This window comes from Pseudomonas sp. IT-P74 (genome assembly GCF_949768175.1).
In the GTDB taxonomy this organism is placed as follows: Bacteria; Pseudomonadota; Gammaproteobacteria; order Pseudomonadales; family Pseudomonadaceae; genus Aquipseudomonas.
In genome coordinates this window covers 53,679-74,520 of the sequence record NZ_CATKQD010000013.1, presented here as the reverse complement: position 1 = coordinate 74,520, position 20,842 = coordinate 53,679, and the positions used below count along the sequence as shown (strand labels likewise).

General features: G+C 61.4%; 19 protein-coding genes. 9 read left to right on the top strand and 10 right to left on the bottom strand.

The window, feature by feature from the left end:
• Positions 1-146 precede the first annotated feature (146 nt).
• Genes ACM6J5_RS12275 through ACM6J5_RS12260 form a run of 4 tightly spaced genes read right to left on the bottom strand, consistent with a single transcriptional unit; the run spans position 147 to position 2,438 of the window.
• Positions 147-710, bottom strand: a complete 564-nt coding sequence (locus ACM6J5_RS12275; protein WP_095944188.1) for a DUF4136 domain-containing protein — start codon at positions 708-710, stop codon at positions 147-149.
• Between the two features lie 55 nt (positions 711-765).
• Positions 766-1,374, bottom strand: a complete 609-nt coding sequence (locus ACM6J5_RS12270; protein ID WP_150673158.1) for a DUF4136 domain-containing protein — start codon at positions 1,372-1,374, stop codon at positions 766-768.
• 12 nt (positions 1,375-1,386) lie between these two features.
• Positions 1,387-2,136: a methyltransferase domain-containing protein gene (locus ACM6J5_RS12265; RefSeq protein ID WP_414928592.1), complete on the bottom strand. Its 750-nt coding sequence runs from the start codon at positions 2,134-2,136 to the stop codon at positions 1,387-1,389.
• Positions 2,136-2,438 (bottom strand): MazG-like family protein, encoded by a 303-nt coding sequence (locus tag ACM6J5_RS12260; protein ID WP_008053924.1) that lies wholly within the window; start codon positions 2,436-2,438, stop codon positions 2,136-2,138. The genes ACM6J5_RS12265 and ACM6J5_RS12260 overlap by 1 nt, the downstream gene beginning before the upstream one ends.
• Positions 2,439-2,594: 156 nt before the next feature.
• On the opposite strand from ACM6J5_RS12260, the gene ACM6J5_RS12255 reads away from it, so the two are divergent.
• Together ACM6J5_RS12255 and ACM6J5_RS12250 are read left to right on the top strand one after the other, a co-directional pair.
• On the top strand, positions 2,595-2,888 hold the full coding sequence (locus tag ACM6J5_RS12255; RefSeq protein WP_150673161.1) for a hypothetical protein: 294 nt from the start codon (positions 2,595-2,597) through the stop codon (positions 2,886-2,888).
• 159 nt (positions 2,889-3,047) lie between these two features.
• Positions 3,048-4,394 carry an MATE family efflux transporter gene (locus tag ACM6J5_RS12250; protein WP_414928591.1) on the top strand — a complete coding sequence of 449 codons (1,347 nt, stop codon included), beginning with the start codon at positions 3,048-3,050 and terminating at the stop codon, positions 4,392-4,394.
• Between the two features lie 27 nt (positions 4,395-4,421).
• Here ACM6J5_RS12250 and ACM6J5_RS12245 read toward each other — a convergent pair whose 3' ends face one another.
• From ACM6J5_RS12245 to ACM6J5_RS12220, 6 genes are all read right to left on the bottom strand, one after another.
• The gene (locus tag ACM6J5_RS12245) at positions 4,422-5,222 is read right to left on the bottom strand and encodes a DUF4123 domain-containing protein (protein ID WP_414928590.1); all 801 of its coding nucleotides are present in this window, start codon (positions 5,220-5,222) and stop codon (positions 4,422-4,424) included.
• Entirely contained in the window at positions 5,219-6,538 is a 1,320-nt protein-coding gene (locus ACM6J5_RS12240; RefSeq protein ID WP_414928589.1) for a type VI secretion system Vgr family protein, read from the bottom strand. Before ACM6J5_RS12240 ends, ACM6J5_RS12245 begins: the two co-directional genes overlap by 4 nt.
• Positions 6,539-6,770: 232 nt before the next feature.
• Positions 6,771-8,684 carry an arginine decarboxylase gene (gene speA / locus ACM6J5_RS12235; protein WP_095944196.1) on the bottom strand — a complete coding sequence of 638 codons (1,914 nt, stop codon included), beginning with the start codon at positions 8,682-8,684 and terminating at the stop codon, positions 6,771-6,773.
• Positions 8,685-8,903: 219 nt separating this feature from the next.
• Complete coding sequence (locus ACM6J5_RS12230; protein ID WP_008053936.1) at positions 8,904-9,275, bottom strand: translation initiation factor Sui1; 372 nt, start codon at positions 9,273-9,275, stop codon at positions 8,904-8,906.
• A 302-nt stretch (positions 9,276-9,577) separates the two neighbouring features.
• Positions 9,578-10,135 carry an NUDIX hydrolase gene (locus ACM6J5_RS12225; RefSeq protein ID WP_095944198.1) on the bottom strand — a complete coding sequence of 186 codons (558 nt, stop codon included), beginning with the start codon at positions 10,133-10,135 and terminating at the stop codon, positions 9,578-9,580.
• A gap of 3 nt (positions 10,136-10,138) precedes the next feature.
• A complete protein-coding gene (locus ACM6J5_RS12220; RefSeq protein WP_046039967.1) occupies positions 10,139-11,206 on the bottom strand; it encodes a DUF2333 family protein in 1,068 nt (355 codons plus the stop codon).
• A gap of 487 nt (positions 11,207-11,693) precedes the next feature.
• Here ACM6J5_RS12220 and gcbA point away from each other — a divergent pair, with 487 nt between their 5' ends.
• From gcbA to prmA, 7 genes are all read left to right on the top strand, one after another.
• Positions 11,694-13,364, top strand: coding sequence for a diguanylate cyclase GcbA (gene gcbA / locus ACM6J5_RS12215; protein WP_095944200.1), 1,671 nt, complete (start codon positions 11,694-11,696; stop codon positions 13,362-13,364).
• A 52-nt stretch (positions 13,365-13,416) separates the two neighbouring features.
• Positions 13,417-15,363, top strand: coding sequence for a methyl-accepting chemotaxis protein (locus ACM6J5_RS12210; RefSeq protein ID WP_414928588.1), 1,947 nt, complete (start codon positions 13,417-13,419; stop codon positions 15,361-15,363).
• A 164-nt stretch (positions 15,364-15,527) separates the two neighbouring features.
• Positions 15,528-17,282 (top strand): protein-disulfide reductase DsbD, encoded by a 1,755-nt coding sequence (locus ACM6J5_RS12205; RefSeq protein WP_414928587.1) that lies wholly within the window; start codon positions 15,528-15,530, stop codon positions 17,280-17,282.
• 132 nt (positions 17,283-17,414) lie between these two features.
• The gene (aroQ, locus tag ACM6J5_RS12200) at positions 17,415-17,870 is read left to right on the top strand and encodes a type II 3-dehydroquinate dehydratase (protein WP_007971361.1); all 456 of its coding nucleotides are present in this window, start codon (positions 17,415-17,417) and stop codon (positions 17,868-17,870) included.
• A gap of 24 nt (positions 17,871-17,894) precedes the next feature.
• A complete protein-coding gene (gene accB, locus ACM6J5_RS12195) occupies positions 17,895-18,359 on the top strand; it encodes an acetyl-CoA carboxylase biotin carboxyl carrier protein (protein WP_095944203.1) in 465 nt (154 codons plus the stop codon).
• A gap of 17 nt (positions 18,360-18,376) precedes the next feature.
• A complete protein-coding gene (accC, locus tag ACM6J5_RS12190) occupies positions 18,377-19,735 on the top strand; it encodes an acetyl-CoA carboxylase biotin carboxylase subunit (protein WP_056725293.1) in 1,359 nt (452 codons plus the stop codon).
• A gap of 198 nt (positions 19,736-19,933) precedes the next feature.
• On the top strand, positions 19,934-20,812 hold the full coding sequence (prmA, locus tag ACM6J5_RS12185; RefSeq protein ID WP_414928586.1) for a 50S ribosomal protein L11 methyltransferase: 879 nt from the start codon (positions 19,934-19,936) through the stop codon (positions 20,810-20,812).
• The last annotated feature ends 30 nt before the right edge of the window (positions 20,813-20,842 follow it).

Genomic DNA, 20,842 nt, shown 5'->3' with positions numbered 1-20,842 from the left:
GCACTCCTTTGCCGGCGCACTGCCGGGCGCAACCTCCGTTGGTGACAAGCAGTGTAGACAAGGGTGGCCGAGACTGCTGGCAACTTGCCAGCTCAGACAATAAAAACCCCTGTGGGGGAGCACAGGGGTTGGGAGACTGGCTGATTCTAGGAGGCGTGAGGTGGATAGTTGGCCAATATCCGCGTGACCGTTTCCCAGATGGCATCACGACGATCCGTCGGGTTCGGCGTGCGGCTGAGTATCTGCTCGTCACTGCCGCGCCACACCAGTTTGCCGTCCTTGCCATCGAGCAGGTCGATCTGGATGGTCGCCACTTTGTAGCTGACATTGCGGGTTTCGTTATACATGGGAGCGCCGTAGTAGCCATACCACGGGTTACCCCAGCCGCCGCCGTAATTGGTGGTCACCTGTTGTTGCCGCTCTTCGACAATCAGGTAGGTCTGCACATTCAAATCGCCCTTGGCACCTGTGGCGGCCGGGCGCAGACCGCGCTGATCCAGTTGATCGGCAACTGCCTGACGGATGCGCTGTTCGGTCAGATCGCTCTTGATCCTTGGATCATCGGGACGGTATTGCAGGGCGGGCTCTTTCCAGGTCCAGCTGCGATAGGCAGCAAAATCGCGGCTGGCGTCGAAGTCATGATTGACCTGGTTGGCGGCGCAGGCACTGAGCAGCGCGGCCACTGCCAGTAAAACAAAACGGCGGAACATGATGAGTCTCCGGTTGAAGGCATGATCCTGCGGAATGCTTCTTATCTACAAGAAGCTAACTAGGAGGATACGCCGACATTGCCTTTTCCACAGCCTCCCGTATGGCATCGGCCCGCTCGCTTTCGCTTCCCCGGTTGCCGGTTTCAGCACTGGAGCTCCACACCGGCTGACCGCTCCTGGCGTCATACATATCCACCTGAACCACTACGACTTGCTCCTGATAGGTACGAACGACCGGTACGGTGGCGTACCCGCCATATCCAGGTCCGTAGCCGTTGTAGCCACCGTAACCGCCGCCGTAGTAGTCGTCCTGAACCTGGCGCAAACGGGTTTCCATCCGCAGGTCGGCGCTGACAAACAGATCGGCCGGGCGATTGTCGTGCAACGGGCGCAAGCCGCGTTGATCCAGCGCATTGCTGACCGCTTCGGCGATCTGCGCCGAGTCGGCCCAGGCGGTGCCCGGTGGCAGGTGCCCGTCGAGCCACGCCCAACTGCGGTAGCGTCCATAGTCACGGGGGGCTGCCGGGTAAGCGCTGCGGTCAAAGGTCTTGGCGGCCTGGGGCGGTGCCGGTGGCAAAGGGTTCGACGTGGCGACATAAGGGTTGCTGCCCTGACAGGCAGCCAGCCCCAGGCAGAACACCAGTACACCTGAATGACTTTTCATTGCTTGCTCCGATCAGGCAGGCCGACAGATCCAGTGCAAGTAGCGCCCAAGCCCGGCAAAGCCCGGATGACGACGGTGGGCCAGTTCCATTTCCAGCAGGTCCGCCAGCTCGGCGCGGGCCTGGAATTCCACCGGCATGTAGTCGTGAAAAACCCGCACGCCACTCATGGTTTCGACCTGCCACAGACCTTCAAGTTGCGCCGCCAGCTCGCGCGGATCAAGGGGCTGTTGCGGGGTCAGGCTCTGCTTTTCGCCGGCCATGTCGTTCTTGCGCATCTTGCGGAAATGGCCCTTGAGCAAGTTGCGATAAATCAGCGCGTCGCGGTTGTAGAACGCCAGGGACAGCCAGCCGTCCGCCTTGGTCAGTTGATGCAGCACCGGCAGGATGGCGTGGGGTTCGGCCAGCCATTCCAGCACGGCGTGGCACAGCACCAGGTCGTAGGGTTCGGTGAGCTGCCCGAGCAGCTCCTGCCAGGGTGCCTGAATGAACGTGGCGCTCTGTCCGGCTTCGGCAAAGCGCTGGCGGGCGCCTTCGAGCATCGGCTCGGCAGGCTCGGCGAGCGTCACCTGATGGCCGCGCTGGGCAAGCCACAACGACATGTGGCCAAGGCCGGCGCCGATGTCCAGCACACGCAGAGGTCGGTCGGGCAGGATTTCGGTCAGGTCGGCCTGCAACACCGCCAGACGGATCGCACCTTTGGCACCACCGTAGATTTTTTCGGCGAAACGGGTCGCCAACTGATCGAAATGACGGTCGCTCATCAGCTGAACCTCCGTTCGCTGTCCGCCAGTTTGCTACGCACCACGGCATCCATGTCCAGGCCCAGCTCGCTGCATAACAGCAACAGATAAAGCACAATGTCACCGACTTCCTGCCCGGCGTGGGCGAGCTTGTCCGCCGACAACTGGCGAGACTGGTCTTCGGTCAGCCACTGGAAAATTTCCACCAGCTCGGACATTTCCACGCTCGCGGCCATGGCCAGGTTTTTCGGGCTGTGAAATTGCCGCCAGTCATTGCGGTCACGGATGGCGTGCAGGCGTTCGGTCAGTTCAACAAGGTTCATCGGGCTCTCCTGAAGGCGTATAGCTTCGGGGGGATCACAGGTGAAGGCAAGGGGCAGAAGATGCATGCTCTGTGTGCAACCCTCTATGCTTGTGGGAACTCGGCAGCATGATCGACAGCCCAAGACTCAATTCTCTTTAATCAGGACGTTCATTCCATGCAGGTAGAAGGTTTTTCCGAATGGCTCGGCCAGGTACTCGGCTCGATCATCCGCTTCATCGTTGATGCCCTCAGCGGGCTGTTCAGTCTGTTGAGCAACGCCAGCAGCAATTTTGTCGAAGGCCTGTCCCAGGCGCTGGGCATGGATACCTCGGTCATCAGCATCGTGACCTTGATCCTCGGGCTGATCCTGCTGTGGTCGGCGATCCGCGCCTTTCTCAATGCGTCGTTCATCATGGGAATCATCTGGTTGCTGCTGGGGCTTTGGTTGCTCAGCTGGATCATCCACTGACAGCACCGAACACTGTGGGAGCGAGCCTGCTCGCGATGATGCCGGCACATACAACATATGAGTGTCTGCCACACCGCTATCGCGAGCAGACTCGCTCCCACAATTGATCGCGGTTTGCTCTCGATGTACCGCTACAATGCCCGCTCCCAAGGAGCCTGCATGTCCAACCTGACCGCCGACTGGCGCGACCGCCCTACCCATCGCCGGGTCTGGGCACTCGCTGCGCCGATGATTCTTTCGAACATTTCCGTGCCGCTGGTGGCATTGGTCGACAGCACCGTCATCGGTCACCTGCCCCACGCCCATCAACTCGGCGCCGTCGCGGTCGGGGCCAGTCTGTACACCTTCCTCGCCTGGGCCATGGGCTTTCTGCGCATGGGCTCCACCGGGTTCGCCGCCCAGGCGGCCGGGCGCGGGGATGGCGCGGCCCTGCGGCAGATTCTGTTGCAAGGCCTGCTGCTCGCCATCGGCCTGGCCGTGGTCCTGGGTGCGGTGGGCGTGCCTTTGAGCGGGGTCGCGTTGCACTTCATGCAACCGTCGGCGGAGCTCGATCAACTGACCCGCGAGTTCTTCCACACCCGCCTGTTCGGCCTACCCGCGGCGCTCGCCAGTTATGCACTGGTCGGCTGGTTTCTCGGCACCCAGAATGCCCGGGCGCCCCTGGCGATTCTGCTGAGCACCAACCTGGTCAACATTGCCCTGAACCTGTGGTTCGTCCTCAGCCTGGAATGGGGCGTGGTCGGTGCGGCCCGGGCCTCGGTGATTGCCGAATGGACCGGTGCCCTGATCGGCTTGCTGATGACCCGCAAAGCCCTGCGCGCCTATCCCGGGCATATCGTCTGGGCGGCATTGGCGCTGTGGCAGAGCTGGCGGCCATTGCTGGCGGTCAACCGCGACATCTTCATCCGCAGTCTGGCGCTGCAATCGGTGTTTTTCCTGATCACGGTGCAAGGCGCACGTCTGGGTGACGCCACGGTCGCGGCCAATGCTCTTTTGCTCAATGGCCTGTTACTGACCGCCCACGCCCTCGATGGCCTGGCCCACGCCGTCGAGGCCCTGTGCGGACATGCGCTTGGCGCACGTGACCGCGATGCCCTGCGCCGTTCATTGGTGGTGGCGGGAGGCTGGTCGTTGCTGGCGAGCCTGGGCTTTGCCGCGCTGTTTCTGTTCGCCGGACATCTGTTCATCGAGATGCAAACCGACATTCAAAGTGTGCGCGACACCGCGTTCATCTACCTGCCCTACCTCGCCGTACTGCCACTGATTGCCGTCTGGAGTTACCTGCTCGACGGCCTGTTCATCGGCGCCACCCGCGCCCGGGAAATGCGCAACGGCATGCTGCTGACCGTGGCGCTGGTGCTGCCCTTCGGCTGGGCACTGCAAGGCGGGGGCAACCACGGCCTGTGGATAACCTTTCTGTTGTTCATGCTGCTGCGCAGTCTGACCCTCGGCATGATCGCCTGGCGCCTGCGTCGTAACGATGGCTGGTTCGCCGGCACTCACTGAACGGGCGTGGCCCGACAATACTCGACCTCATGGCCAGGGTCGATCGTTCTGCCACAGGCGACGCAGGCTATCGAGTCGTTCCTGCTGAGTCCCGCCCGGCGACGGCTGCACGGGAACGGCATCGGGATATTGCAAGCGTAGCCATATCCAGCCATCAAGCACCGGGCGCTCACTGAAACCCAGCGCCAGCCCTTCCTGCACAAGGGTCCACAGACGGGGAAAATCGACACCCGTGGATCGGTTCCAGCGCCAGGCATGCTGTTCCAGCAGGCAGGTTTGCAATTTTCCCTGCTGCCCGGCGCTGAGGCCTTCCTCGATGGCCAACGGGCTGACAGCCAACCCCGGATTGGACAAGCGCTGCCAGCCCTCACACCCCATCGCGCGGTCGGCCCAACTACCGCCGAACCAGCGTAACTGATGGATAGGCCCTAACCAGCGACTCAGTTCAACGGCATCGCAACCATCGAAAAAATAACTGGCCGTGGTTGGGTTGTAGTAACTCAACAGGGCCCGGTGCAGGCCTAGCGTGACCGTGAGCATGCGCCGCAAATGCGCCAGCAACGATGCAGCGCCGGCCTCGCTGACCATCAGCAATCCGGGCCAGCGTTGTCCGTCGACGATGCATAAATCGGCCAGTGCCGGGCAGGTGCGCAAATCGACCAGGACCGGCCCCTGTTCATGCAGCGCATGCCACTCCGTACCGTCGAACAACCCGAACCATCGGGCCTGGGCAAACATCCGCCGAAGTGTGACACCCGCCTGTGGCGTACCCGGCACATCCAGCAACAGCCACTGCGGGGGGGCCTCGGGCATGCGTGTGGCAATCATGCTCCAGAGCTCTGGCCAAGCTGCGTCGCCAGACGACAGGTGCACAAAGCCTGCGCGCAATGGTTGAAGCTGCCGCCACCGGGCAGCAGGCACAGCATCAGCAATGGCTCCCCCGAACGCAACCATTGCTCCAGCCCCTCATCATGGGTGCTACTGGGTAGGGGTGTGTCGGCATCCGTCATCTCGACCATTGCCGACGCATGCAGCACCGCAGTTATTTGCGGTTGATCGGGATCGCCCTCGACAAAACTCACGACCAGTTCAGTCCCTTCCCGTAATGACGAGAAGGTCGAGGCCTGCAACTGCCTGGCCAGGGGCAACCAGCAATGACTGGGCGCCGCCCCTTTGCCCTGGTAAAGCCAGTCGAATTGCACCGGTATCGGCCTTGCCGGGTCGGGGCCTGGCTCATCGACCTCGACCACCCACGCCCGTTGCGGGCCATGCATCCTTGGTTTGACCGTTGCACCGGGCGGCTCGATGGGTGCCGGCCAGCGCAGGGCACGGGCCTGATTGTGGTAAGGCGTCGTCGCATCCTGGCTGCCCCAATGCTCAACGCAGGTCAACAGCCAGAGCCGATTGCAATCGGCAACCGGATGACCGGACAGCGGCATCAGCCGACCGCTGCGCAAGGTCGCAAGATCCGTCCGGCATTCGGCGCATTGCACTGCTGTCTCACCGCTGCGCTGACGTTCGAACTGCCGCACCGCCGGCCGATCGCTCTCGCTCCTCAATACCGCAGGTTCGCCGGTTGGAAAATGCTGCCGGTTATCCCCAAACACCACACAGTGCCCGCGGGCCCGGTGTTCGAAGTGGTAGTGAAGCCCTTCCCGGGCGCACAGTCGCTGGAGAAACTGCAGGTCTGACTCTCGATATTGCGTGCAAAAATCCAGGGGCAGGTATTCGCCGCTTAACGCCATGCGTCGATCCTTGCCGGTAATGCCGTGCTCCTTGAGTATCTGGTCGAGGATTTGCGGCACTGAGCGGGCACTGAAGATTCGTTGGTTGAAGCGCTGGGCCAGGCAAGCCAGTCTTGGCCCCAGGCGCACCTGGCAGAGTCGGGGGCCAGAGGTGTGGTCACGCTGGACGAGCTCATGCAATTGTCCATGTACGTGACTTCCGGCCGGTCCGAAATGCAACGAGGCAGGACGGTACAGCAAACTGGCAAGGTCAAGCACCGGGTCTTCGATCAGCAGTTCCAGGTCGAACACGAACGGCTCGCTGATGGCTTCTCTGCCGGTAAAGGCCAGGACCTCCAGGGAGCCGGGCAGACCTGCTACATCCAGACGAAATGACGGTTCGCTGACCGGATTGAACATCGGCGTTTCTCTACAGGAGGGGCGGCCGGGGATTCTCGCTGAGAGACATGGCCGAGTAGAGTGCCGAAATACAAATTAGGAAATAACCTACGCGAAAAGAGGACCAAATGCGCTGGGTTGTCGAAGATGCTGGAAATTTCGCCTGGGACAGGAGAATTGCCCCACCAGGTCATCTGAAATTTCCGCGGCAAACGGTAATTTTTCAGACAACCTGATGAGCGTGACGCTTACCTCAGGAAGACAGGTACGACGAACGGGTCAACCCCAGACGCAAGGCATCGAGGAACTGCGTGCGCTCGGTGGCGCTGATGCGGGCACTGGCGCACTTGTCACGGTAGTGGGTCATCAGTTCTTCCGGCGACAAGTGCACGTAGCGCAGCATGTCTTCGATGGTGTCGTGGGTTTCGATACCGGCGTGGTACACGCTGCCGTCGGCGTTCTGGTAGATGTTCACCGAGTCGGTGTCACCGAACAGGTTGTGCATGTCGCCAAGAATTTCCTGGTAGGCACCGACCAGGAACACACCCAGCAAGTAGTCCTCACCTTCTTTCAACGCGTGCACCGGCAAGCTGGTCTCGATGCTCTGCTCGTCGACGTACTGGTTGATCTTGCCATCGGAGTCACAGGTCAGGTCTTGCAGTACCGCGCGACGCAGCGGCTCTTCGTCGAGACGGTGCAGCGGGATGATCGGCAGGACCTGGTCGATGGCCCAGGTGTCCGGCAGGCTCTGGAACACCGAGAAGTTGCAAATGTACTTGTCCGCCAGTTTGTCGTTGAGCTCGTCCAGCACCTGACGGTGGGAACGCTGGCGCGCCTTCAGCGAGTTGTGCAGGCGACGGCACACGGCGAAGTAGCACTGTTCGGCCAGGGCTTTCTCGGCCAGGGTCAGCTTGCCGTCGGCGTACTGAGCGGCGATATCGCTCATGTAGTGCGTGGCGCGCCAGTAGGTTTCGGTGACCATCTCGATGTCGGTCGGACCCAGCAGGTCCACCAGCCACTGCACGGTTTCCGGCAGCGCTTCCTTGTTCTCGATCTGCGGCACGTCGTCGTTGTGTTTCTCGACGTCGGTCACCTGGATCACCAGCATGGCATGGTGCGCGGTCAGGGAACGGCCGCTTTCGGAGAAGATGTTCGGGTGCGGCAGGCTCTGCGCATCGCAGAATTCCTTGAGCATCCCGACCACGACACCGGCGTAGTCGTCCATGTCGTAGTTGATCGAGCTGGCGTTACGCGAGTGCGTACCGTCATAGTCCACGCCCAGGCCACCACCGACGTCGATGTGGTCCACCGGCAGACCGAGGTTGCGCAACTCGCCGTAGTAGCGGATCGCTTCCTTGAAGCCGTGCTGGTAGTCCGCCAGGTTGGCGATCTGCGAGCCCATGTGGAAGTGCAGCAGGCGAATGCCCTGGTCCAGACCGGCCGCGCGGAAACGCTCGACCACCGACAGCAGTTGCGCCGCCGACAGGCCGAACTTGGATTTCTCGCCGCCGGTGTCCGCCCACTTGCTCGAGGCCAGAGACGACAGGCGTACGCGCAGGCCGACCTGAGGCTTGACCTTGAGCGAGTTGGCTTCTTCGATCACCAGGCCGACTTCGGATTCTTTCTCGATCACGATGAACACGTTGTGGCCGAGCTTCTGGCCCATCAACGCCAGGCGAATGAACTCGCGGTCCTTGTAGCCGTTGCAAACGATGGTGCCGCCCTTCGGCGCCAGTGCCAGCACTGCCAGCAGTTCAGGCTTGGACCCGGCTTCCAGGCCGATGGAAACGTTCTGGGTGGCGATGATGTTCTCGATCACCGCTTCCTGCTGGTTCACCTTGATCGGGTACAGCGCGGTGTATTTGCTCTGGTATTCCAGACGCTCGATGTTGGCGTCGAATGCGCCGGTCAGCTGACGCACGCGGTCTTGCAGGATGTCTGGGAAACGGACCAGCAACGGCAAGGACAGGCCGCTTTTGCGCAGCTGGTCGACTTGCTCGTACAGGTCGATAGGCGAGCTGCTCGGACCGTTCGGACGAACTTCGACGCGACCGGCGTCATTGATCGCGAAATACCCGGCCCCCCAATGGCGAATCCCGTAAACACTGCGGCTGTCCGCAACTGTCCATTGGCTGCCATCGTCTTTGCGTGTGCGTCGTACGGACATCGAAGTCCCCTATAAAGAAGTCATAGTGCGTCGCCTGGGTTCAGGCCGGCGCAGTCTAAAGAATGAAAATGACGGTTCGTCAACGAGGCAATAGACCCCGCCGACCGCAGTGAGTTTAGATACCGGTCATGAACAGGCTCTGTGAAAACCATGTAGACGATGCCGGACCTGAATGTCATCAGGACCGGATCAAGCCGAGGGTGGTTTTCACAGAGGCTGCTAGCCGCCGGACTTCTTCGCTTTGAAACCGAGTTTGATCAGTTCTGCCAAGAGTAGCTCGACATGATCGCCCTGGATTTCGATGACACCGTCTTTCAGCGCCCCACCGGTACCGCAACGTTTCTTCAACGTCGTGGCCAGGTCCTTGAGCGCATCTTCAGCCAACGGCACGCCGGTGATGGTGGTCACCGTCTTGCCGCCACGGCCTTTGCTTTCGCGACGCACGCGCGCGATGCCGTCGCCGGCCGGGATAACGGTCTGTTTGCAGATACAGGCGTCCACCGGTTTACTGCATTCCGGGCAATGACGACCTGCGTCGGTGGAAAATACCAGGCCGCCCAAGGCGGCGAAGGATGCGGCTTTTTTGGCCACCGGCAATCCTCTTCGGAGGACAAAGACTGGTCGCAGCACTCGGGAAGGCTATCGACCGCGAAGCCCCACTCAGGCAGGGGCAGCGCTACTGAAACGGTACGACATTCACTTCACTGTAGGAGCGAGCTTGTTCGCGATGGACGTCAACGATAACGCGCGGCATCAGGCTACACGTGTCGTTCTCTCGTTTTTCGCGAGCAGGCTCGCTCCTACAATAACAACCAGCAATACCGGTTCAGTTTAAAAAGGTCGCGCAGTGTAACGGCAAAAACGCGGATTGCTAAGAGCCAATCGGCGCCAATTTATAGCTGTTTTGCGACGTTGCTTTGTTGAGCCTTCAGATATCGCTTCAACGCCGCCAGTGAGTCCGGGCAATAAGGCTTTTGCCCGATTTCCAGCATGACCTGATCAATGGGAATAAAGCGCGCTTCGAGCACCTCTTCCGGTTGCAGGATCAACGGACCGTCCCATACCGCCGAGAACGCCGAACACCACAGGCGATTGCCGGTGTCCTCGAAGAAAAAATGGTCGTGGGCGGTCAGCTCCACACCACTCACACCCAGCTCTTCCTCCAGCTCCCTTGCCGCCGATTCGGCGTAGGTTTCACTGGCGAGCACCATGCCCCCCGCCGCCACGTCCCAGTAACCGGGATAGATTGCCTTGCTCAGGGTGCGCCGGTGCACGCACAGCTCGCCAGCGGAGTTGAACAACATAATGTAGGTGCCGCGCCCGATCAGCCCGCGCTCGCGCAAATCGGAACGGACCAGGGCGCCGAGCAGGTTGTCCTGCTCGTCGACCCAGGCGATCTGTTCGGCATCGGAGGCCGCACGGTGCGCGGCCTCCCTGGTGTTATCGACCATGACTCAGCCCTGATTGAGCAATTGACGCAAATCGATCACCGCTGCGTTGGCCCGGGAAATGTAGTTGGCCATGACCAGCGAGTGGTTGGCCAATACGCCGAAGCCACTGCCGTTGAGGATCATCGGGCTCCACACCGGCTCCTGCGACGCTTCCAGTTCACGAATGATCTGGCGCACGCTGACCGTGGCGTTCTTCTTGGCCAGCACATCGGCGAAGTCGACTTCGATGGCGCGCAGCAAATGCGACAAGGCCCAGGCCTGGCCGCGAGCTTCGTAGAACACGTTGTCGATCTGCAGCCATGGCGTTTCGACGATTTCTTCATCAACCTGCGGCGCCACACCCGGCGTCACCACCTCGGTCTTCAGCGCAGTGTTGAGCTTGACCCGGCCCACACTGGCCGACAGCCGTTGCGACAGCGAGCCCAGACGGGTGCCGACGTCACCCAGCCAGTTGTTCAGGTTGTCGGCGCGGGCATAGAACAACGCGCTCTTCTGGTTCGGATCGGACAGGCGCGCCTGATAGCGGCTCAGGGAATTGATGCCTTCCTGGTACTCGGACTCACTGGACGGCAGCACCCAACTCTTGTTGTCGAAGTTGAAACGCGGCTCGGCCTTGGCCAGGTCGGCGTCTTCGGCGGACTGCGACTGCGAACGGGCGAAGTCTTTGCGCAGTGCCCGGCTCAGGTCGCGGACCTGCACCAGCACGCCATATTCCCAGCTCGGCATGTTGTCCATCCACAGACCTGGCGGGAACCGGTCGTTGGAAATATAGCCGCCCGGCTTGGTCAGCAAGGTACCGGCGACGGTCTTGAGGGTTTCCACCGTGGTGTAGCCGACGACCATCTGCTTGCCTTCTTTCTCGGCCGCCAGTTGCGCGGTTTGCTGGACCGGAAACAGCGCCGGCTCCTGGCTCCAGTACCAGCCCAGGACACTCGCCACCAACAGGTAGATGCCCAGCAGAGTGGCCAGCGCCCGGCTGAACAACAGACCACCCAGGTAACTGCGGGTCTCCGACTTCGGTTCAGCGGCACGTTCAGGCGCACTGTCTGTGCGGTTCTTCCAGTCCAGCATGGCGATATCCTTTCAAGCTCTTGAGTTCAACGGTTCGACCGCAACCATACAACAACGTGCCTTGGCCCGGCACCCGCCATCGCACCGATGCGGAAAATTACCGGGCTTGCGGACGAAAAGAGTGCCTGTGCACCCGACGACGCCGTGACCATCGAAATCCTCCCCTAATGGTTTGGATTGCCACGCTAAGGGAATCCCCGACCCTCGGAAACCCCAAAAACCGAACCGATCAACACTGGCAAAAAATCATGAATGGCCGGCTGTCAGCCATTCGTCCATTCCCGCCCCACGCCCGCCAGGCGCCCTGATTCAAGCGCTTCGCCCCCTGCAAGTCGCGACTTGAAAGGCTCGAACAAGACCGATCAGTCACAAACTGAATGAAGTCACATTGCAGATTATTGACGTACAGCACTCATGTAATGGAAAAGTGGTGCTAGCATAGAGCCACCACTCGACCTCAGTGTGCACCCTAACTAGTAGTCAGGATATGACCGAGCCAGAAGACCCCAGCCGCGAGCGCCTCAAGCACCACTTTGCCCAGCGGGTAATTCATCAGGCTCGTCAGATTCTTGAAATATGGCAGCGCCTGCAACGCAGTGAGTGGTCCACCGCCGACCTTTCGGAGCTAAGCGAGGCCAATCTGCGCCTGCTGCGTTTCGCCGAGCGTTTCGAACAACCGGAACACACACAACTGGCACGCCGCATCGGTCAGTCCCTGGACGCGGTCGACGCCAATCGCGGACGCCTGAGCAGCGGCCTGATCACTGACCTCAATCGCTTGATGCAGCGCCTTTCACGCACCGGCCTGCGCCATGGCGACCAACTCGATCAAACCTTCCTGCCACCGCTGCGCAAGCCCATCTACGTGATGTTGCAGGATCACGACCGTGCCGAGCGCCTGGCCAAGCAACTGGAATTCTTCGGCCTCAGTGCCCAGTCCCTGGACAGTGTGGACGCGTTTCGCTCATCGATGGTCGAGCGCTTGCCGGCGGCGATTGTCATGGACGTGGACTTCAGTGGCGCCGGCGTCGGCCTGAAACTGGCCGCCGAAGCCCAGGAAGGCCTTGATCATCAGCTGCCACTGCTGTTCTTCAGCCTGCACGAAACCGATACCCCGACCCGCCTCGCCGCCGTGCGTGCCGGAGGCCAGGAGTTCCTCACCGGTACCCTCGAAGCGTCGAGCCTGCTGGAGAAGATCGAAGTCCTGACCTGCGTGGCCCAGTACGAGCCTTATAAAGTGCTGATCATCGACGACTCCCGCGCCCAGGCCTTGCACACCGAGCGCCTGCTCAACAGCGCAGGGATTGTCACCCGCACGCTGATCGAGCCGATCCAGGCCATGGCCGAACTGGCGGATTTCCAGCCGGACCTGATCATCCTCGACATGTACATGCCGACCTGCACCGGTACGGAACTGGCCAAGGTCATTCGCCATAACGACCGTTACGTCAGCGTGCCCATCATTTACCTGTCGGCCGAAGACGACCTGGACAAACAGCTCGACGCCATGAGCGAAGGCGGCGATGACTTCCTGACCAAACCGATCAAGCCCCGGCACCTGATCACCACCGTGCGCAACCGCGCGGCCCGGGCGCGCAACCTCAAGGCACGAATGGTCCGCGACAGCCTCACCGGGTTGTACAACCACACGCATATCCTGCAATTGCTCGAAGACTGCTCGTTCCGCGCCCGCCGCGAAAGCAAGCCGCTGAGCTTTGCCATGCTCGACATCGACCACTTCAAACGGGTCAACGACAGCCACGGTCACCCCATGGGCGACCGGGTGATCAAGAGCCTGGCGCTGTTTCTCAAGCAACGCCTGCGCAAAACCGACTTCATCGGCCGCTACGGTGGCGAAGAATTCGCCATCGTCATGCCGGACACCGATATTGATGCGGCCTACAAGGTGCTCGATGAAATCCGCCAGCGTTTTGCCGAGATTCACTACCCCGCGCAACCCGAGGATCTGTGGTGCACCTTCAGCGCCGGAGTGGTTGAGCTTTGCGAAAGCTCCGACAGCCTGATGATGGCCAGCCAAGCAGACGAAGCGCTGTATCGCGCCAAACACGGCGGACGCAATCGCGTCCAGGCGGCGCGCACATCAAAGCAAAGTGCCACTTTTTTATCGGAATCGACCGATACGGTCATAACCCTGTAACAGAAACGCAATAACTTCAGGCGCTTACCATTTCTGCCGTTGGTAGTCCGTGATGCGCCTGAAGCTGCTGACCAATCTCAATACCCTCCTTCTGGTGGCCGTGTGCGTGGCCCTCGGCGCTACGCTGTGGTGGTCGCAGAAAGCCCTTGAGCGTCCGTATCTATTAATGGAGCGCTATCTGGGGCTGTCGCAGCAATTTCAGAATGAAGTCGCCCGCAGCATTGAGGATTACCTCGGCAGCGGCGATGCGCTACGCCTGAGCAGTGCCGCCCAAGGCATCGACAGCCTGCAAAAAGAACTCGGCGAACTGCCACCGCCCCTGGCCGAGACCTTGCGTCCCAGCCTGTCGACCCTCGAAGAATTCAGCAAAACCGACCTGCTGGCCGCCGGCAAACTGGCCGGCGACCCACAGGCCTTGCTGCTGCAGGCCGAGCGCGAACTGGGCGCAAGTCTCGATCAACTCAGCCAGTACGCCAATGGCAATGCGGCCTACCTGACGCCGCTGCTCACCGCCTCGCAACACCTGGGCAAATTGTCCCTGGCCCGGGACAAACTGGTCAGCAGCGGCCGCAGTGAACTGGCCGCCGATGTCGAACGCGAAGTGGCCAACATCCGTGCCCAGGCAGAGAAACTCGACGCCCTGCCATTACTCGGGGTGACCACCAGCAGCGAGTCGAACACCGACGATTTCGCCTCGATGATGGGCCTTGAGAACACGGAAAAAACCGTCGCCGAAGATGCCGGCGTCGGCCTCAAGCGCGAGCTCAACAGCCTGCTCACCCGCTACCCGGCCGAGCTCTCGCGCACCCGCGATCAAATCCGCAAGCGCGCCGACCTCAGCGCGGCGACCCACCTGAAAATCGCCGACGTGCAACAGGCCATTGCCGGTCTCGAACCGGTGGTGCGCGCCCAGCACGGGCAGATCCAGGGTGAAGTGCGGCTGATGCAAGGCGTGATGATCGGCTTGATTCTGTTGATCGCCCTGTTGATCGACACCCTGCAGCGCAAACTCGCCCGGACCCTGACCAACCTCGCCCCGGCCCTCTCGACCTGGGCCGAAGGCGACTTCAGCCGCGACATTCAACTGGGCAACACCAACCGCGAATTGCATGACATTGAAGCCTCGCTCAACCGCTTGCGCGCCTATCTGGTGGACCTGGTGGGGACCATTCGCCACAACGCCGAGCAGGTGGCCGGCAGCAGCCGCACCCTGGCGGACCTGAGCAACGACTTGCACAGCGGCGCCGAGCATCAGGCCGGCGACACGGCACTGATCCGCGACTCCCTCAGCGAACTGGAAGCGACCATTCAACAAGTCGCCGGCGATGCCAGCCAGGCCGCCGATGCCAGCCGCCACGCCGGCCTGGCCGTGGAGCACGGACAGAAAGTCATCGGTCTGAGCCTCACCGGCCTGCATGCGCTGGTGGATGAAGTGCAAGGCAATGCACAAATGATCGAACACCTGGCCGAAGAGTCGGCCACCATCGGCGGCGTGTTGACGGTGATCCGCTCGATTGCCGACCAGACCAACCTGCTGGCGTTGAACGCCGCCATCGAGGCGGCCCGGGCCGGGGAAATGGGCCGAGGCTTCGCGGTGGTGGCCGAAGAGGTGCGCTCACTGGCGCAACGTACCGCCGGGGCCACCGCAGAAATCCAGACGCTGATCGCAGGGCTGCAAACCGCCGCGCGACAGTCGGTGGAAGGCATGCGCGCCCAGGTCGAACATGCCGAAGCCACGGCCAGCCAGGCCCAGGCCGCTGATGGCGCACTGGATAAAATCGTCGGGGCGATCCAGACCATTTCCGACACAGCGGTACGCATCGCCGATGTCACTGCCCAACAAAGCGGCGCTGTCAGTGAGATCCGTGATCACAGTGAGCGGATTCACCAGTTGGGTGGGGATAACTTGCTGCGTATCGGCGAAGGGCGTGAGCAGGGAGAGAATCTTCTGGTGCTGGGAGGTCGACTGCATACCGCCGTTCAGGCCTTCCGCGTCTGACAGATAGCCATCGCGAGCAGGCTCGCTCCTACACTTGAAATGCATTCCCCCTGTAGGAGCGAGCCTGCTCGCGATAGCGTCAGGCAATCCACCACAAAACTGTCGCTCTGCACGCCCCGCCGCCGTCCGCTATCATCCCCCCAATTCCGATACGCGAGATTGTCATGCGCCGTTTGCTTTGCCTGCTGTTTTTAGTGTTCGCCCTGCCGGCCAGCGCCACTGGCTTGCTGGAGAACCGCCCCAGCTCAAGCCTGGGCTCGATCAACAACAGCGCCGACTTCCTGCCGGTGCGCGAAGCGTTCCAGCTGAGTCTGGTAGAAAGCACGCCGCAATCGATCAAGCTGCAGTTCGTCGCCACTGAAGGTTACTACCTCTACCGCCACCGCTTTCAATTTCGCGCCGATCCGGCCGATGTCGTCCTCGGCGCGGCGAAACTGCCCGACGGCCAGAAAAAACACGATGAATACTTTGGCGATGTCGAGGTCTACCGCGGCATTCTCGACGTCGAGTTGCCGCGCACCGACCAGCGCGCCTTCACCCTGATCGTGACTTATCAGGGATGCGCCGACAAAGGGCTGTGCTATCCGCCTGAAACCGAGCGCCTGAGCATCGGCGGCATCGACGGCAGTGGTACTCCGACGACGGTTTATCCATGGAGCTGGCGCGAACTGGCGTTGTTTTTCCTGGCCGGCCTGGGCCTGACGTTTACGCCATGCGTGCTGCCCATGCTGCCGATCCTGTCCGGCGTGGTGCTGCGCGGTCAGGTCGGTGGCTGGCGCGGCTTCAATCTGTCACTGGCCTATGTGCTGCCGATGGCCGCCTGCTTTGCCCTGCTCGGAGCCCTGATGGGCCTGTTCGGTGCCCAGCTCAACCTGCAGGCGCGATTGCAATCGGCCTGGGTGCTGGTGCCGTTCGCAATGTTTTTCGCCGTGTTTGCCCTGGCGATGTTCGGCGTCTTCGAACTCAAGTTGCCCCATGCCATCAGCAGTCGCCTGGACCGCATCGCCGGCCGCACCAAAGGCGGGTCACTGTGGGGCGCCGCGGTGTTGGGCGTGGTTTCCAGCCTGCTGGTTTCACCCTGTGTTTCGGCGCCATTGGCCGGGGCGCTGCTGTACATCAGTGCCAGTGGCGATGCGCTGGGCGGCGGCTTGAAACTGTTCATGCTCGGCCTCGGCATGGGCGCGCCGCTGTTGCTGGTGGCCACCGGTGGCGCAGCCTGGTTGCCGAAAAGCGGTCCGTGGCTGGTCTATGTGAAAAACGCGATTGGCGTACTGTTGCTCGGGCTGGCCGTCGGCTTGCTCAGCCGTGTCTTGCCGGGTCAGGTCACCTTGCTGCTCATCGGTTTACTGGCCGGCGGTGTCGGCTTGTTCATGGGGGCACTGGAGTTCGTCTATAAACCACCGCGCCAACGCCTGGGCCAACTGCTCGGCATGTTTCTGCTGTTTTATGCACTGGCCTGCTGGTACGGCGCCTTCAGCGGCCAGACCGACCCGCTCAACCCGATCGGCCAGCCCCGTATCGTTGCCAACAGCGGCCCCGCGCAAAACACCAGCGCCTGGCAAACCGTCAGCACGCCGGCCGATCTGGACCGCGCGCTCGCCGACGCACGCTCATCCGGCACACCGCTGCTGCTCGACTGGTACGCCGACTGGTGCATCAGCTGCAAAGTCATCGAACATGAGGTACTGGACGACCCTGTCGTTATCGAACGCCTCAAGGGTTACCGGTTGATCCGCTTCGATATCACCGCCAGCAATGCCGAGCAGCGCGCCCTGCTCGACCGTTACCAATTGTTCGGCCCCCCGGCCTTGATGTTTTTCGGCAAGGACGGTGTCGAACGCGCCGATGTGCGGGTGATTGGCGAGATCAATGCCAGGGACTTCGCCGAACGTGTTGCCAGGGCTAATGACCAAATTTAATCAAGCAGTCATATATTTCGCGCAAACATCGGTCATCGTGCTGGCTATTGCAGAGAACTGGACAGTCACAAAGGCTTTGCGGCATAGTCGCCGGGTTCTGACAACTGCTCACAGATAACATAGGAACCGCCGATGGCGACGTTACTCGTTCTGCACGGACCCAACCTGAACCTGCTCGGCACCCGTGAACCGGGCACCTACGGCGCCACGACGCTGGCGCAGATCAACCAGGACCTGGAACGCCGTGCCCGCGAAGCCGGTCACCATTTGCTGCACCTGCAAAGCAACGCCGAGTACGAATTGATCGACCGCATCCACGCTGCCCGCAGCGAAGGAGTGGACTTCATTTTGATCAACCCAGCAGCTTTTACACATACAAGTGTCGCATTACGTGACGCGCTGCTGGCGGTGAGCATCCCATTCATCGAAGTGCATTTGTCTAACGTGCACAAACGCGAACCTTTCCGCCATCACTCTTACTTCTCCGACGTAGCGGTGGGAGTGATCTGCGGCCTTGGCGCCAGCGGTTATCGACTGGCCCTGGAGGCCGCCCTGGAACAGCTTGAACAACAAGTTAACCGCCCCTGACCGACCCTTGGGAGTTGATGATTCATGGATATCCGTAAAGTTAAGAAACTGATCGAATTGCTGGAAGAGTCCGGCATCGACGAGCTCGAGATCAAGGAAGGCGAAGAGTCCGTACGCATCAGCCGCCATAGCAAGACCCCGGCTCAGCAGTACTACGCGCCGGCTCCAATGCATGCTCCGGCCCCCGCACCTGTCGCTGCCGCCGCTCCGGCTGCCGCTGCCGCACCTGCTGCCGCCGCCGCTCCGGCACTGAACGGCACCGTTGCCCGTTCGCCGATGGTCGGTACTTTCTATCGCAAATCTTCGCCAGCCTCGCCGTCCTTCGTGGAAGTCGGCCAGACCGTGAAGAAAGGCGACACCCTGTGCATCGTTGAAGCCATGAAGATGATGAACCACATCGAAGCTGAAACCAGCGGTGTGATCGAATCCATCCTCGTCGAAGACGGCCAGCCGGTTGAGTACGACCAACCGCTGTTCACCATCGTTTGAACCGCGGAGAGCCTTTGATGACTGCGAAGTTGGAAAAAGTTCTGATCGCCAACCGCGGTGAGATCGCCCTGCGGATCCTGCGCGCCTGCAAAGAAATGGGCATCAAGACCGTCGCCGTTTACTCCAAGGCTGACAAGGAACTGATGCACCTGGGGCTGGCAGACGAATCCGTCTGCATCGGTCCGGCATCGGCCGCCCACTCCTACCTGCACATTCCGGCAATCATTGCCGCAGCCGAAGTGACTGGCGCCACCGCCATTCACCCAGGTTACGGCTTCCTTGCGGAAAACGCCGACTTCGCCGAACAGGTCGAGAACTCCGGCTTCGCGTTCATTGGCCCGAAAGCTGAAACCATTCGCCTGATGGGCGACAAGGTATCGGCCAAGCACGCCATGATCGCGGCCGGCGTACCGACTGTACCGGGCTCTGACGGCCCGCTGCCGGAAGACGAAGAAACCGCTCTGCGCATTGGTCGCGAAGTCGGTTACCCGGTGATCATCAAGGCCGCTGGCGGCGGCGGTGGTCGCGGTATGCGCGTCGTGCATAAAGAAGAAGACCTGATCTCCTTCGCGAAACTGACCCGTACCGAAGCGGGCGCGGCCTTCGGCAACCCGATGGTCTATCTGGAAAAATTCCTGACCAACCCACGTCACGTGGAAGTCCAGGTACTTTCCGATGGCCAGGGCCAGGCTATCCATCTGGGCGACCGCGACTGCTCGCTGCAACGTCGTCACCAGAAGGTGCTTGAAGAAGCACCGGCACCGGGCATCGACGAGAACGCACGTGAGGAAGTACTCGCACGCTGCGTCAAGGCCTGCATCGACATCGGCTACCGTGGCGCGGGCACTTTCGAGTTCCTGTACGAAAACGGTCGTTTCTACTTCATCGAGATGAACACTCGTGTCCAGGTAGAGCACCCGGTTTCGGAAATGGTCACCGGTATCGACATCGTCAAGGAGATGCTCAGCATCGCCGCCGGCAACAAGCTGTCGTTCACCCAGGATGACGTGGTCATCCGCGGTCACGCGCTGGAGTGCCGGATCAACGCCGAAGACCCGAAAACCTTCATGCCGAGCCCGGGCACGGTCAAGCATTTCCATGCTCCAGGCGGCAACGGCGTTCGCGTCGACTCGCACCTGTACAGTGGTTATGCGGTTCCGCCGAACTACGATTCGTTGATCGGCAAGCTGATCACCTACGGCGCGACCCGCGACGAAGCCATGGCGCGCATGCGCAATGCGCTGGACGAGATCGTGGTCGACGGGATCAAGACCAACATCCCGCTGCACCGCGACCTGACCCGCGATGAAGGCTTCTGCAAAGGGGGCGTGAACATTCACTACCTCGAGCACAAGCTGGCTGGCGAGAAGCACTAAGCTTCGACCCCATCGACAAAGCCGCCTTCGGGCGGCTTTGTTGTATCTGGACATTTCATCTGACCGAACACCGCCCCCCCAGGGGCATGTACCGATGTACAGGGCAAGCCACTCCCACAAAACCTCTGCGCTCGCGTAAACTTGCGCCCTTCTCGCAGTCCGCCAGGCTGCAATCAATATTTTTCAAAGGTGCCCGCCATGCCTTGGCTGCAAGTACGCCTCGCCATCAGCCCAGAACAAGCCGAAACCTATGAAGACGCTTTCCTTGAAGTGGGCGCCGTATCGGTGACCTTCATGGACGCCGAAGATCAGCCGATCTTCGAGCCGGAACTCAACACCACGCCGCTGTGGTCCCACACGCACCTGCTGGCCCTGTTCGAAGGTGGCACCGAGCCAGGCCCGGTACTGGCCCATCTGGAACTGTTGACCGGCAGCCCGCTGCCCGAGCACCACAGCGAAGTGATTGAAGACCAGGACTGGGAACGCAGCTGGATGGACGGTTTCCGGCCAATGCAATTCGGCCAGCGCCTGTGGATCGTGCCAAGCTGGCACGCCGCACCGGAACCTGGCGCGGTGAATCTGCTGCTGGACCCGGGCCTGGCATTCGGCACCGGCACCCACCCGACCACCGCACTGTGCCTGGAATGGCTCGACGGTCAGGACCTGAAGGACTGCAACGTGCTGGACTTCGGTTGCGGCTCGGGGATTCTGGCAATTGCCGCCCTGCTGCTGGGCGCCAGGGAAGCCGTCGGTACCGATATCGACGTGCAGGCACTGGAAGCCTCCCGCGACAACGCCGGGCGCAACGGTATCGCCGATGAGCTGTTTCCACTGTATCTGCCGCAAGACCTGCCGCAGGTGCAGGCCGACGTGCTGGTGGCCAACATTCTCGCCGGCCCGCTGGTTTCCCTGGCGCCGCAATTGTCCGGTCTGGTCAAGTCGGGCGGTCGCCTGGCGCTGTCGGGCATCCTCGCCGAACAGGGTGACGAAGTCGCTGCCGCCTACGCCAAGGACTTCGATCTGGACCCGATCGCCAATCGCGATGGCTGGGTGCGCATCACAGGCCGTCGGCGTTAGAATGAGCGTCTGCATAATCCGGATCGCCGC

Excerpts from the sequence above, each read along its gene's own strand:
- ACM6J5_RS12275 (WP_095944188.1), bottom strand. The coding sequence starts at position 710 with ATGTTCCGCCGTTTTGTTTTACTGGCAGTGGCCGCGCTGCTCAGTGCC.
- ACM6J5_RS12270 (WP_150673158.1), bottom strand. The coding sequence starts at position 1,374 with ATGAAAAGTCATTCAGGTGTACTGGTGTTCTGCCTGGGGCTGGCTGCC.
- ACM6J5_RS12265 (WP_414928592.1), bottom strand. The coding sequence starts at position 2,136 with ATGAGCGACCGTCATTTCGATCAGTTGGCGACCCGTTTCGCCGAAAAA.
- ACM6J5_RS12260 (WP_008053924.1), bottom strand. The coding sequence starts at position 2,438 with ATGAACCTTGTTGAACTGACCGAACGCCTGCACGCCATCCGTGACCGC.
- ACM6J5_RS12255 (WP_150673161.1), top strand. The coding sequence starts at position 2,595 with ATGCAGGTAGAAGGTTTTTCCGAATGGCTCGGCCAGGTACTCGGCTCG.
- ACM6J5_RS12250 (WP_414928591.1), top strand. The coding sequence starts at position 3,048 with ATGTCCAACCTGACCGCCGACTGGCGCGACCGCCCTACCCATCGCCGG.
- ACM6J5_RS12245 (WP_414928590.1), bottom strand. The coding sequence starts at position 5,222 with ATGATTGCCACACGCATGCCCGAGGCCCCCCCGCAGTGGCTGTTGCTG.
- ACM6J5_RS12240 (WP_414928589.1), bottom strand. The coding sequence starts at position 6,538 with ATGTTCAATCCGGTCAGCGAACCGTCATTTCGTCTGGATGTAGCAGGT.
- speA (WP_095944196.1), bottom strand. The coding sequence starts at position 8,684 with ATGTCCGTACGACGCACACGCAAAGACGATGGCAGCCAATGGACAGTT.
- ACM6J5_RS12225 (WP_095944198.1), bottom strand. The coding sequence starts at position 10,135 with ATGGTCGATAACACCAGGGAGGCCGCGCACCGTGCGGCCTCCGATGCC.
- ACM6J5_RS12220 (WP_046039967.1), bottom strand. The coding sequence starts at position 11,206 with ATGCTGGACTGGAAGAACCGCACAGACAGTGCGCCTGAACGTGCCGCT.
- gcbA (WP_095944200.1), top strand. The coding sequence starts at position 11,694 with ATGACCGAGCCAGAAGACCCCAGCCGCGAGCGCCTCAAGCACCACTTT.
- ACM6J5_RS12210 (WP_414928588.1), top strand. The coding sequence starts at position 13,417 with ATGCGCCTGAAGCTGCTGACCAATCTCAATACCCTCCTTCTGGTGGCC.
- ACM6J5_RS12205 (WP_414928587.1), top strand. The coding sequence starts at position 15,528 with ATGCGCCGTTTGCTTTGCCTGCTGTTTTTAGTGTTCGCCCTGCCGGCC.
- aroQ (WP_007971361.1), top strand. The coding sequence starts at position 17,415 with ATGGCGACGTTACTCGTTCTGCACGGACCCAACCTGAACCTGCTCGGC.
- accB (WP_095944203.1), top strand. The coding sequence starts at position 17,895 with ATGGATATCCGTAAAGTTAAGAAACTGATCGAATTGCTGGAAGAGTCC.
- accC (WP_056725293.1), top strand. The coding sequence starts at position 18,377 with ATGACTGCGAAGTTGGAAAAAGTTCTGATCGCCAACCGCGGTGAGATC.
- prmA (WP_414928586.1), top strand. The coding sequence starts at position 19,934 with ATGCCTTGGCTGCAAGTACGCCTCGCCATCAGCCCAGAACAAGCCGAA.